10 protein-coding genes are annotated in these 13,653 nt (G+C 44.2%); 7 read left to right on the top strand and 3 right to left on the bottom strand.

Annotation, left to right across the window (positions count from 1 at the left end; translation table 11 throughout):
- The first annotated feature begins 18 nt into the window (after positions 1–18).
- Both AC57BQ_RS18540 and abc-f read left to right on the top strand, forming a co-directional pair.
- Positions 19–804, top strand: coding sequence for an SGNH/GDSL hydrolase family protein (locus AC57BQ_RS18540; protein WP_496407678.1), 786 nt, complete (start codon positions 19–21; stop codon positions 802–804).
- Positions 805–1,005: 201 nt separating this feature from the next.
- Positions 1,006–2,931 (top strand): ribosomal protection-like ABC-F family protein, encoded by a 1,926-nt coding sequence (gene abc-f / locus AC57BQ_RS18545; protein ID WP_496407679.1) that lies wholly within the window; start codon positions 1,006–1,008, stop codon positions 2,929–2,931.
- Between the two features lie 370 nt (positions 2,932–3,301).
- Here abc-f and AC57BQ_RS18550 read toward each other — a convergent pair whose 3' ends face one another.
- Together AC57BQ_RS18550 and AC57BQ_RS18555 are read right to left on the bottom strand one after the other, a co-directional pair.
- Positions 3,302–4,804, bottom strand: coding sequence for a RagB/SusD family nutrient uptake outer membrane protein (locus tag AC57BQ_RS18550; RefSeq protein WP_496407680.1), 1,503 nt, complete (start codon positions 4,802–4,804; stop codon positions 3,302–3,304).
- Between the two features lie 27 nt (positions 4,805–4,831).
- Positions 4,832–7,975 carry a SusC/RagA family TonB-linked outer membrane protein gene (locus AC57BQ_RS18555; RefSeq protein WP_496407681.1) on the bottom strand — a complete coding sequence of 1,048 codons (3,144 nt, stop codon included), beginning with the start codon at positions 7,973–7,975 and terminating at the stop codon, positions 4,832–4,834.
- Between the two features lie 1,243 nt (positions 7,976–9,218).
- Here AC57BQ_RS18555 and AC57BQ_RS18560 point away from each other — a divergent pair.
- The 5 genes from AC57BQ_RS18560 to AC57BQ_RS18580 all read left to right on the top strand — a co-directional run bounded on the left by AC57BQ_RS18560 (position 9,219) and on the right by AC57BQ_RS18580 (position 13,033).
- Complete coding sequence (locus tag AC57BQ_RS18560; protein ID WP_496407682.1) at positions 9,219–10,475, top strand: type IX secretion system plug protein; 1,257 nt, start codon at positions 9,219–9,221, stop codon at positions 10,473–10,475.
- 46 nt (positions 10,476–10,521) lie between these two features.
- Positions 10,522–10,656, top strand: coding sequence for a hypothetical protein (locus AC57BQ_RS18565; protein ID WP_255367019.1), 135 nt, complete (start codon positions 10,522–10,524; stop codon positions 10,654–10,656).
- A 75-nt stretch (positions 10,657–10,731) separates the two neighbouring features.
- The gene (locus AC57BQ_RS18570; RefSeq protein ID WP_090472436.1) at positions 10,732–11,271 is read left to right on the top strand and encodes an acyl-CoA thioesterase; all 540 of its coding nucleotides are present in this window, start codon (positions 10,732–10,734) and stop codon (positions 11,269–11,271) included.
- A gap of 78 nt (positions 11,272–11,349) precedes the next feature.
- On the top strand, positions 11,350–11,553 hold the full coding sequence (locus tag AC57BQ_RS18575; RefSeq protein WP_496407683.1) for a YqaE/Pmp3 family membrane protein: 204 nt from the start codon (positions 11,350–11,352) through the stop codon (positions 11,551–11,553).
- Between the two features lie 133 nt (positions 11,554–11,686).
- Positions 11,687–13,033, top strand: a complete 1,347-nt coding sequence (locus AC57BQ_RS18580) for a sigma-54-dependent transcriptional regulator (protein ID WP_496407684.1) — start codon at positions 11,687–11,689, stop codon at positions 13,031–13,033.
- 26 nt (positions 13,034–13,059) lie between these two features.
- Here AC57BQ_RS18580 and AC57BQ_RS18585 read toward each other — a convergent pair whose 3' ends face one another.
- A complete protein-coding gene (locus AC57BQ_RS18585; protein WP_496407685.1) occupies positions 13,060–13,641 on the bottom strand; it encodes an HAAS signaling domain-containing protein in 582 nt (193 codons plus the stop codon).
- Positions 13,642–13,653: the final 12 nt, after the last annotated feature.

A 13,653-nucleotide genomic window follows, 5' to 3' on the forward strand; every position in this document is an offset into this window, starting at 1 on the left:
CCTAAAATAAATCCAAAAATGATCAGGAAAGCATTAAGAGACACTTTTAAACAGGGGCGTCGTAATTTTCTTAAAACCGCTGCCGTGGGTTCTATAGCCTCGGTGGGGATCCCGCAAATTGTATCGGCAGCATTGGCTACCGAAAAAAGCGCGCCTAAATTAAAATTCAATACCGGCGACGTGATCCTATTCCAGGGTGATTCCATTACCGACTGGGGCCGAGATCATAAAAAAACTGAACCTAATACCACCGGCGCCCTGGGATCAGGCTATGCCCTGATCACCGCGTCGAAACTATTGATAGACCATGCCAGCAAAGACCTGAAAATATATAACAAGGGCATCAGCGGCAATAAGGTTTATCAACTGGCCGAGCGCTGGACCAGCGATTGCCTGGACCTGAAACCTAATATCCTGAGCATCCACATCGGCGTGAACGATTTTTGGCATACCCTTACCAACGGCTACACCGGCACCATTGATACTTACATCGCCGACTATAAAAAACTACTTACCCTTACCAAACAAACGTTGCCCGATGTTAAACTGGTGATCTGCGAGCCTTTTGCCACCAAAGGTGTACGGGCGGTCGACGATAAATGGTACCCTACGTTTGACCTGTTCCGCAAGGCCGCGCGCGATATCGCCACCGAATTCGGAACCGTTTTTGTACCCTACCAGGCCGCGTTTGATAAAGCGCTGGAAATAGCCCCCGCACCCTACTGGAGCATGGATGGCGTACACCCCAGTGTACCCGGCGAAGCCCTCATGGCACAAACATGGCTTAAAGCAGTTGTGGGATAAAAGATTTTTGGATTAAGGAGCAAGGACAAAAAATAAATGATTTTTGATATCGAATAATGAATGCTGAATTTTGAATATTGAGGTAAGAAAACTCTTCTACTTCGTCATTTGAAATTCAAAATTCGATGTTCGATATTACTCTTTCTGGTCTTCGCTTTCGGCCTTCGGCTTTAAGCTCAAAAATCGTATCTTTGCGCGCAAATGATTGCTATAAATAACCTTACGTTTGAGATTGGTGCGCGGGCCCTTTACGATGAAGCCAACTGGCATATAAAACCCGGTGAAAAAATTGGTTTAATAGGTGCCAATGGAACCGGGAAAACTACCCTTCTGAAAATTATTGTAGGCGACTATAAACCTACATCGGGCACCATATCAATGGCTAAGGACCTTACCATGGGTTACCTTAACCAGGATTTGCTGTCATACTCATCTGATAAAACTATTGTGCATGTGGCTATGGAGGCTTTTGAACGCCAGAACCAGCTGCACGACGAGATCGAGAACCTGCTTAAAAAGCTGGAAACCGATTATACCGAAGATCTTTTACACAAGCTGAGCGACAAACAACATGAGTTTGAACTGCTTGATGGTTATAACATTGAATACAAGGCACGCGAAATTTTAGCCGGCTTGGGCTTTAGCGACAGCGATTGCGCACGTAAGCTTAACACCTTTTCGGGTGGATGGCGCATGCGGGTAATGCTGGCCAAAATATTATTACAGGCTCCCGATATCCTGTTGCTGGATGAGCCTACCAACCACTTGGACTTACCATCTATCCAATGGCTGGAAGATTATCTGAAAGCATTTAACGGCGCTATCATCATTGTATCACACGATAGGTGGTTCCTGGATAAAGTAATTAACCGTACGGTAGAATCACGTAAAGGAAAACTGACCGTTTACGCGGGTAACTATACTTTTTACCTGGAAGAGAAAGCCCAGCGCGAAGAAATTCAGCGTGGCGAGTTCAAAAACCAGCAATCAAAAATAAAACAGGAAGAGCGCTTGATCGAGCGTTTCCGTGCTAAGGCATCCAAAGCAAAAATGGCGCAATCGCGTATCAAAATGCTGGATAAAATGGAGCGTGTGGATGATGTGGATGATGATAATCCATCAGTTAACTTCGCCTTCCGTTTCTCTAAACAATCGGGCAGGCACGTGATCACCCTGGAAGATATTGTCAAAAAATATCCTGCAATTGATATTTTGAATGGCGGTGAAGCGGTAATTGAAAAAGGCGACAAAATTGCACTGATCGGTGCCAACGGTAAAGGTAAATCGACCCTGTTGCGGATCATCGCTTCGGCCGATCACGATTATAAAGGTAAAGTAACTACCGGGCATAATGTAAGCACTACATTTTTTGCCCAGCACCAGTTGGAATCCCTGCACCTGGAAAATCAGGTTTTACAAGAGTTACAGGCTTTTGCTCCAAAACATACCGATACGGAATTACGTACCATTTTAGGTTCGTTCCTGTTTACCGGCGATGATGTGTTTAAAAAGATCAAAGTATTATCGGGTGGTGAAAAATCACGTGTGGCTTTGGCCAAAGCGCTTACTGCCGATGCCAACTTCCTGGTACTGGATGAGCCCACCAACCACCTTGATATGCAATCGGTAAACATCCTGATCCAGGCGCTGGAGCAATATGAAGGTACGTTCATCGTGGTATCGCACGACAGGTTTTTCCTGGATAACGTGGCCAATAAGATCTGGTTTATTGAAGATCAGAAGATCAAAATTTACCCGGGTACCTATGCCGAGTATGATGAATGGGCAGCTAAACGCAAGTTGGAACCTAAAACCGCAATACCTGCTGCACCTCAACCTAAAAAGGAAGAGAAAAAGCCTGAACCGGTTAAACAGCCACAAGGCGAAAATAAACACCAGCAGCTTAAAAAGCTAAACCAGGACCTCGCCAAAATGGAAGAACAAATTGCCGACCTGGAAAAAACCGTAAAGCAACTGGAAGCCCAACTGGCCGATGATAAAATTTATACCGATAACAACAAATTAAAAGATACCAACGCGAGCTATTCCCAAAAACAAGCCGAACTAAAGCAGGTTCAGCAAAAATGGGAAGCACTAGCCGAGCAGATCCTCGAGCTGGAGGCGTAACCCCCTAACCCCCTGAAGGGGGAACATCAGGTTAACCTTTCTAAAAGCCTTCCGAAGTTTTGAAAACTTCAGAAGGCTTTTTTGCAAATCACTAATTCATTAAAATCTTCCACTTGCGCTCGTTTGCAACGAGTGCTTATTGTGGAAAGGCGATTGCATCGCCCTTGCGTTTTAAACGCAAACCCATGGTAAGCACTCGTTGCAAACGAGCGCAAGGCTGAAAAAGGGTGTCATGGTGAGCCCGTCGAACCATGGTGGGCAGGCCTCTACGCGCGAGTCTTCGACAAGCTCAGACTGACAGGCCTTTTTACTTTTTAAAAGCCTTCCGAAGTTTTGAAAACTTCGGAAGGCTTACTTTACCACTCACTAATTAATATCCTTTGGTGGGTACCAGGTTAGGGTTATTTCTTAGTTCCCGGCTTGGTATCGGGAATAAAAGCTCCCTGTCGGTTAAAACCGGTCCGTATGAAAACTTATGGCCAACATAATTATCAAAGCCTTTAGTATCCACATTAAATGCTTTACGAAGGCGTGCCATATCAAACCAGGTGATATTTTCAAAGCATAGTTCATACCAGCGTTCGCGCCAAATGGCTTCGCGGAACTGGTCTTTTGATAAGCCTGTCAGGTTAGGTAAAGTTGCTCTTGTTCTTACCTGGTTAACCGCGTCATACGCTTTTGCAACAGGCCCGCTAACTTCATTGGATGCCTCGGCATAAATAAGCAGCACATCGGCATAACGGATGAGCGACCAGTTCAGATCACTATTGGCCGTAGTTGTTTGTGCAACCACATCAAAAATCTTATAAATAAAATATCCGCCCAGGTCAACAACCTTACTTCTATCATCCTGATTAGTAAATTTGGTAAAAAAGAACTGACCTTCTTTGGCGCGCAGATCAGCAGGATCATAAGAGTTCACAAAGGCCCCGGTAGCATAAATCCCACCGGTTTCGCTGGAATAGGCCGAAATGTTTTTGTTATAAGGGATAATCAATTCCTGCCAGTTTCCGGGGATGATCTGTGTTTTATACTGGATCATGAAAATGTTCTCGTCCACATTTTTCTTCGCCGGGTTATGCAGATCGTTATAGGTGGTAAACAATTTAAACTGTTTGGAATCCAATACCTCTTCTGCTTTTTTGGATGCCAGGTCATAATACTCCGCGCCTTTTTGCAGGGGGAAACCGGCCATGGTGAGATATACTTTAGCCAGTAACGATTTTACGGCGCCCAAACTTACCTTCCCACTGACATCAGTCCAGGGTAAGCCGGAGGCTTCGGCAGTTTTCAGGTCATCTACAATCACTTTGTAAACATCTTCCGGGGCTGCCTGCTTCGGGCGTAACTGTGTTGATGTCAGATCAACAGGTTCAGTAATCAGGGGGATATTGCCAAACAGCTGCACCAGTGTAAAATAGTACCAGGCGCGCAAAAAATGAGCTTCGCCTAACAGTCTTTTCGACTCGGCGGCATCCATTGCAATTCCCGGAATTTTGGCGATAGACAAATTAGCATTGCCAATGCCTTTATAATAGTTTTGCCAGTAACTCAATCCGTAAGCGTTATCGGCGGTATTGCGCAGGTCTTTTACAAAATAGCTGTCAACGGCCTGCCCCAGGTCGGTAGCGGCCTGACCGGTCGCAAATTCTGTCATTGTCCATGCGCCGCCGCCAAAACCGCTGCTCATGGGATCACGCAGGCTGGCATAAATAGCATTTACCGAACTGCGGGCATGCTCAGGCTTGGTAAAATAATTATCAATCGTAAAATTACTCTTGTCGGTTTCATTTAAAAATTTCTTACAACCGGTAACTCCCAACGTACCAACTGTTAATGCCAGTAACCCGTATTTTTTTATGATAGTTTTCATGATTTTTCTCTTAAATTTTGCGATAAATTATAATCCGATGTTTAAACCAACCAGGAATACCCTTGGCTTTGGATAATCATACAAGGTTAAGCCCTGGTCAAAAGGCGCGCTGGAGTTAGAAACCTCCGGATCATATCCTTTATACTTGGTGGCCACGAAAAAATTCTGAACCGAACCATAGATCCTCAAACGGCTCAACTTTAGTTTCGAAATAGTTTTTGACGGAAAGGTATAGGCCAGTAACAAATTGCGTCCACGGATAAATGAGCCGTCGGTTACCTTATGGCTATCGTTATTGGTGGTGTAATACGCATTGATGGGGCGGATCTGCGCGATGGGGGTATTCTGGTTTGTTTCTGTCCAGGCGTTCAGCACTGTTTTGTAGCTGTTGGCGATACCCTGCCTGTCTTCGGCCGAATGGATGCTCCGGTCCAGTACATCATTACCATACGTATATTGCAGATCGACCGTGAGCGACCAGGCTTTATATTGGAAAGTATTCAGGAAAGTACCAAAACCATCAGGTATCCCCTTTCCGATGATAGTCCTGTCCAGATCGTTTATCGTACCGTCATTATTCAGGTCTTTATACTTGATATCACCCGGTAACATGCCATATTTCTTGGCTTCTGCGGCCTCGGCGGTTCCCCAGGTTCCCAGACTAACCCGACCAAAGAAAGAGCCTACAGGCTGACCAACCCTGATGATACCATTGCCCGATAATATATCGGCATTACCATTGGCCAGGGCAAGCACTTTGTTTTTATTAACGGAGATATTGAAGGTAGTGCTCCAGGTGAAATCCCTGGTTTTAATATTGGTAGAGTTAAGGGTAAACTCGATCCCTTTGTTCTCCATGCTACCCACATTGGAGTAAACGCTGCCGTAACCGCTGGAGAATGGCAAGGGAGCATCCAGCAACATACCATCCACTTTCCGGCGATACAGATCAAGCTCCAGGTTCAGCCTATTGTTGAACAGGCCCAACTCCATACCAAAATCCAATTGTTTTGTTTTTTCCCATTGCAAGGTAGAGTTGGCTACCCGGTTGGTGCCTACGCCAATATTGCGTTCGCCATTAAAAATAACATTATAATTGCCCAGGCCGGCCAGCGCCCTATAGGCCGGAATTTCGGAGTTACCGGTAGCGCCATAACTGGCCCGGAGTTTCAAATTGGAAATAGCCGGGATATTTTTCATAAAGTCCTCTTCCATTACCCGCCAGGCAAGGGCCGCCGAAGGAAAGAAAGCATATTGATTAGCGGTCCCAAATTTTGAAGAACCATCATAACGGCCGGTGAAGGTGACTAAATACTTGTCGCGAAAACCGTAGTTGACACGGGCAAAATAAGAGTTCAAACCATACGCCTGCGCATTTGAATAAGGGGCCTGGGGGCTTGATCCTGCGCCGAGATTATTAAACTGAAAATAGGGATCGGTAAAACCCTGCGTGCTTGCCTGGTCTTCAAACCGGTCAACATGTTGCCATGACACACCACCCATGGCGGTTACTGCATGTATTTTGGCAAACCGTTTATTATAAGTCAGGTAGTTTTCAAATTGCCAGGAATTGTACCGATTATTATTGACAGAGGCATCGCCGTTATCCGATATATATTGCATTCCTTTCACGGCAGAATAATCCTCCCGCTGGTTAATAATATTTACACCAACGGTGGATTTAAAATCCAATCCCGGGGCCAGGTGAATATTGGCAGACATGTCGCCAAGCAAAGTCTGGGTATGCAAAAGTGATATCCTATCGGCAGCTATCCGTAAAGGGTTATCACCACCTTCCATTCCCGGATAATCCCTGTTGCTTGCCCAGCTTCCATCGGCATACCTTACCGGGATAATAGGCAGTTCTTCTATCACCTGGCGCATCATGGTAATACCGCCGCCGTCGAGCTGATCAACCTGCTTATCGTCCTGGTTGGTGTAACTCAGGGTACCGCCAATCTTTATCCAGCTTTTTATCTGGCTGTCAAATACAAAACGACCGGCAAATCTTTTTTGCCATGAACCCTTTGCAAGGCCCTCCTGCTTACGATAGTTTAAAAAAGCGCCTATGCTTCTTTTTTCGTCGCCATCTGTAATACCCAACTGATGGTTTTGCGTAAAGGCCTTTTGAAAGGCTTCTTCCTGCCAATCGGTATCATATAAAGGGTTGCCGTTGGCATCAAATAATTTAGGGTTGGTGCGCTTGGTTTTGGGGTTGGTATATTTAGTACCGGTGGCCCAGCCAATAGGATCATATTTTTGCGCGTTAGCGTAAGCCAGATCCTCTACGGCCAAAAACTCTTTGGAATTGAGCACCGCCAGTTTTTTAGGCAGTACACCTATGCTAAAATCAGGATCATAAGTAATTTTGCCACCACCCGAAGTTCCGCGTTTGGTGGTCACCAGGATCACGCCATTGGCTCCACGTGCGCCGTAAATAGCGGTGGATGAAGCATCTTTTAATACCTCGATGGAGGCGATATCATTAGGGTTAAGGTAATCTATCGGCGTACTGCCGTTACGCAGATCAACCGGGTTTAGTATCACCCCGTCTATTACGTATAAGGGGTTATTAGAAACGCTTAGCGAACTGGAACCACGGATCCGGATATTAGACCTGGCGCCAGGTCTGCCGGAGTTGGAGGATACATTGACACCCGATACACGACCAGACAAGCCCTGGTTTAAGGATGATACCGGGCGCTCCTGTAATGTTTCGGCTTTTACCGTGCCGACCGACCCGGTTAAGTCTGATTTTTTAACCGTTCCGTACCCTATCACAACAACCTCATCTAATTTTTTTGATTGCGGTACGAGTTTGATCAGCAGGTTTCCCGGACCGGTTTTTACTTCTTGTGTAATGTAGCCCACATAGGAAACAACCAAAATAGCATCATCGGGAAGCCCTTTCAGGCTAAAGTTACCTTCCGTATCCGTTATCGCGGCTTTGTCAACATTCTTTACTTTAATAGTTGCTCCGGGTATCCCAAGGCCATTCTCATCTAAAACTTTGCCGTGTACATCAATAGGCAATATAGCTGAGTAATGCAGGGTTCGCAGGCTCTTTGCGTTGACTTGCATGGTCATGGCCATTAATACAGCCAATGCAACATACATGATCTTCAGGCCCAGGGCAGGGCCTCTGAAAGATAGGGGAAAAACTTGTTTCATAGCAGGAAATTTATTGGTTACAGGTTAATTGATTGGAGCAGTCCATATACAGATATGGCTGCTCATCAGGTGTAAATAATGAAGGTTTCTTAGTTTTTTTGCGTTTAACTATATCGCCATAAATACAGTCGATATACCATATCAATGATTTTTTGGCGCAAAGCGTGGCCAGCAGAAGGCGGGGTGCAAATCTGTTTCATAGCAGGAAAATTAATTGGTTACAGGTTAATTGATTTAAGCAGTCGACGTATAAACATACTGCTCACCATGTATAAATAATATGGGCTTTAGGTTTTGATATTTTGCCGCGATGGCCATATCATCAGCACAGCCAATTCAACATACATGATTTTTTGGCGCAAAGCATAGCCACCAGGGGAGAGTTTGTAAAATTGTTTCATAGCAGGAAACTTTATTGGTTACAGGTTAATTGGTATGAGCAGTCAATGTGTAGTTATTGCTGCTTATTTTTTTCACGTTATAAAACTATAATACTGCTTACGGCTATTAGTAACTGATATAAGCAATCTATTATGTTATCTTAACATGCAAATAATCAATGATATAAACAGATATATCAAAATTTATTAAATGTATTTTATACAGATATTCAACATCTCGGCCGATTTGCGGTGAGGGGGAGTAATAGAAATACATCCACACGTCATTGCGAGGTACGAAGACAACCGACCGGAGGGAGCTCATTAATATCAATAAAATAAACACAACATTAATAATCCCCGATTAGCAGGTCCGCTCTGTAAGTAGGGGATTGCCACGCTATCGCTCGCAATGACGCGTTTTTAATCTAAGGCTCCCTCCCTCCTCCACATCTGTCATTTGTGGTTGAGACAAATTTTCGTATATTTATATAACAACAGCCCGGCTGCCTTTAAACAGGTAGCCGGGCTGTTTTATTAAGAGCAAAACAAGGTCAAAAACCGACCATTTTACATGTAGTTATTTGACAATCAATTACTTAATACTTTTTAAAGTTTTAAAAACCACTCAAAACCGTGTTAAAATTTGTTAAAAAGTGTTAAAATCGATGGTTTTGAGTCCATTTTTGAACCATTTTACGCTGTTTTCGTACAGAAAAGTGTTAAAATTCAAGGTTTAAAAAGGTTTCCTGAAAGGATAATTTTTTAAATGCGCAGTACCCGGTTATTTCTGTTCCGGAATTTCTTAAATTTCGCCACGCCAATCCTGTCAGGGATCAGTCAATAAAATAAGTTTAAATAAAATGAGAAAACATTACTACCTATTGGTTCTCTTATTCGTCACCCTGCGGGGATTCGCGCAATCGCCTTATGATAACAATGTGTACGATTCCGCTATCAAAAGCGTGGAATTCTACAATACCCAAAAGCAAGGTTCTTTCCCTGTAATCGCCTTAGGGTCAACAGAAAAAGTAACGTTGGCTTTTGATGATCTGCGTGGGGGAAGTCGTAATTACTATTATACCATTGAGCACTGCGATACCCGCTGGAACTCGTCGAACCTGTCTACCGCCGAGTATCTGCAAAGCTTTACCGACGACCGCTTGTATACCTATACCTACTCCACCGGTACTATTCAAAAATATACGCACTATGAGCTCAAGCTGCCCAATAACAACATAGCACCCAAAATATCAGGCAATTACATACTGAAGGTTTATGAAAATGGCGATCAGTCAAAACTGGTACTTACCCGCCGTTTATATGTGGTAGGCAAAAGAGTGGCTATAGCGGCTACCATCGGCACTTCGCCCGATGTACAGGCCCGTAAAACCAATCAAAAGGTAAATTTTACGGTGGACTATACCGGCTTACCGGTGCAAAACCCTTCGTTCGAGATCCGCGCTTTACTGATGCAAAACGCGCGTACCCAAACCGGCATTTTAAATACGCAGCCAACCTATGTGCGTGGTACGCAATTGGTTTATAACGATGTATCGATCAATGATTTTCCGGGGCGTAACGAGTTCAGGCTGTTTGATACCCGTACCTTAAAGCTTAATTCCCAGCGCATTGCCCGTATTATAAAAGATACGGCTAATAACGTAGTGCTGCTCACCGACCCCATTCGTTATAGTCCGGATTATATATTGCTGTATGATAATGATGGTAAATTTTTTGTCCTGAACCAGGATGGCAGCGACCCACGCATAGACGCCGATTATGCGCACATTTATTTTGGCCTTGCTGCTTATAAGCCTCAATCAGAGGGTAGCCCGTACATCGTGGGCGCCTTTAATGATTATAAGCTGGATGAGCGCAGCAAGTTAACGTTTGGCGAGGATGGTAAATACCACATCAATCTGCTCCTGAAGCAGGGTGTATATGATTATGCCTATGTCTGGTATGATAATGCCACCAAAAAGGCCAGTGATATACCGCTGGAAGGCAGCCACTTTGAAACAGAAAATGATTACCAGTTGCTCATTTACTACCGCCCGCCTACAGCCCGCTGGGATGAACTGGTTGGTTTTGGCGAACTTAATACAGTGAAGAAATAATTGACAACATATTCATTTAAAGAATAATATTTCATAAATTGTGGCTATGAACAAACCAAAGAATATTGCCCGTACCGCCATTATCGCATTCTGTGTGTTGGCTTATCACGTTGCTAAGGATGTTGTAAAAATCGGCATCAAAGATGGTAAGGCGACCCATGAACTGATGGCAAAAAAATAAACAAAGCCCTTTAATTGATCTTTGTGATTTAGCCTAACCGGGACTTATTGCCTACCTTTGTATAAAATTTAGCACATGACCGGAAAATCGCCCAAAGAATCATATACCATCATGAATGAACTGGTATTACCCAATGATACCAATACTTTAAACAACCTGATGGGTGGGCGCCTGCTGCACTGGATGGATATTGCCGCAGCCATATCCGCGCAAAAACATTGCAACCGTATTGTGGTGACCGCTTCGGTTGATAATGTATCATTCCAGGCGCCAATAAAACTGGGAGATGTGATCAGTATCGAGGCTAAGGTAACCCGTGCGTTCACCACTTCTGTTGAAGTAAGGATGGACGTATGGGCGCAAAACATCCCCTCTGGTACCCGTGTAAAAAGCAACGAGGCTTACTATACTTTTGTAGCCCTGGATAGCGAAGGACAAAAAACAACAGTACCTGCACTAATACCCGAAACCGAGGAAGAAATAACCTATTTTGAAGGCGCACTGCGTCGCCGGCAATTACGTTTAATACTAGGCGGAAAAATGAAGCCTAACGATGCTACAGAACTAAAAGCCCTGTTTTTTGGCGATCAGCTGCCGCTAAACCTGCGCGATTAATAGCAGCAGTAACAAAAAAATAGTTTCGCGGTCTAAACGTTATGATACGGTGTATCGGTTGATTTAAATTTTAGCGCCATGAGATATTTTTTATGTTTTTTACTGCCTCCGCTGGCCATCCTGACCACCGGCCGTATTGGAGCATTTATATTGAATATATTTTTAACCCTGTGTTTCTGGGTACCGGGTGTGATACATTCCATACTGGTAACCAACGATTATTATGAAGCCAAAAGGCACCGCCAGTTGATGCGCGCCACCCGCCGGGCAAGGGCATGGTAAGTGAATTGATGTGCAGATTTCAAATGTGCGGGTGTGCAAATGATTTTAGCTATTTAAAATCTGCACATTTGAAATTTGCACATCTGCACATCTATCTGCACATTTGCACATCTAAAATCGGCACATCTGAAGGATGCAAAAAGGTAAGCTCTTAATTATTGATGACGAGGAACGGTTGCGCAACCTGCTTGCCCGTATCCTGCAACTGGAAGGGCACGAGGTTTTCACCGCTGCTAATGGCAAGGAAGGTCTGCGCAAATTGCAGCAGGAATATATACATGTGGTACTCAGTGATGTAAAGCTACCTGATACCGATGGCATCACGCTGTCAGAAACCATCAAGAAGAATTACCCTTCAACAGAAATTATTGTACTAACAGCCTACGGTACCATTAACGATGGCGTAAAAGCCATCAAAGCCGGGGCTTTTGATTATATCACCAAAGGTGATGATAACGAAAAGATCATCCCCTTGGTAAGCAAGGCTATGGATAAGGCTATGTTGCAGCAAACCGTTATGGAGCTGCAAAGCAAGCTGAATGATAAGTTTGGGTTTGACAGGCTCATTGGCAGATCAACGGCCATTAGCGATGTGATCAAGCTGGCACAAAAAGTAGCTTTAACCGATACTACTGTTTTGCTACTGGGGGAGACGGGTACCGGTAAGGAAATTTTTGCCGAAGCTATTCACCAGGCCAGTAATCGCAATACCAAATCGTTCGTAGCGGTAAACTGTAGCGCTTTTACTAAAGAATTGCTGGAAAGCGAACTGTTTGGTCATAAGGCAGGATCATTCACCGGGGCACTGAAAGACAAAAAAGGGTTGTTTGAGGAAGCTAATGGAGGCACCATTTTTTTGGATGAGATAGGCGAGCTCGACCACGATCTACAGGCCAAATTGCTCCGGGTGCTGGAATCGCAACAGTTTTTAAAAATTGGCGATATTAAGCCTACCCAGGTAAATGTAAGGATCCTGGCGGCCACCAATCGCAACCTGCAAAACGAAATTGCCGAGGGCCATTTCCGGTCGGACTTGTTTTACCGACTTTCGGTTTTCCAGATCACCCTGCCGGCCTTGCGCGAGCGTAAAAAAGATATTAAGCTACTGGCCGAGTTTTTTATGCAGCACTTTGCCTTAAAGGTTAAAAAGCAGATCAATGAGCTAAGCGAGGAGTTTGTTCGTAAACTGGAAGATTATCCATGGCCCGGCAATATCCGTGAGCTCAAAAACGTAATTGAGCGGGCGGTTATCCTGACCGATACCCATATTTTAGACGAGAGCTTGTTACCCTATGAAATTCAGCAGCAACAGGTAAAAACAGGCATCCCGATATCGGCGTTTGATCTGTCGTCTGTAGAAAAGCTACACATTCAGCGTGTCCTGAACCATACCCATGGTAACCGCGCCGAAGCTGCCCACCTTTTGAATATCGGGGTAGCTACTCTATACCGAAAACTGAAGGAATACGGGTTGGAGTAAGACCGGCTGGTTTCGTTAAAACGTCTTTAGAAAAGTCGTTCTTTAACTTTTGATAACGACATCTTTAATAAAACGGTGATTATCATATACAGCAAAATGGTAATGAATAAGCAAACGGGAATAAATTTCGCTCCAAGTACCTCATGCGCGTTGCTGATATCGCTGTTAAAACCAAAAGTAAAACCTTGCGGATAGATGAATAACCCGATATGGCTGGGCGCAATGATCTTAGCGATACAAAGGAAGCCGAATGTAAACGTAAATAAATACAGCAACCCAAAAAGAATATACTTAAACGCGTATGCGCCATGCCTAACAATCCCGGTGATCAGCCCCCAGATGATGCGGAAAGGATTAAAAGTACTTACAGCTCTTTCCAATTTTTTGGTTACTACCCACTCCGATAAATACGTTTGTGGCTCTCCCAGGTTTTCCAGGGCCTGCTCCACCGTTGTTTCGGGGTAATTATTTAAGCTTTCGTAAATGTGGCTGCTGATCTCTCTTTGAATATCTGCCTGATCATGCTTCGGTAACCTGCTGATCATGCCATGCACCTTTTTCATATAGGCTTTATAATGCTGATCATTGAGTAGTGTGTCTTTGTTCATGGTTTAATATTT

The organism is Mucilaginibacter sp. BGA-UO-ETr-C110 (assembly GCF_059567985.1).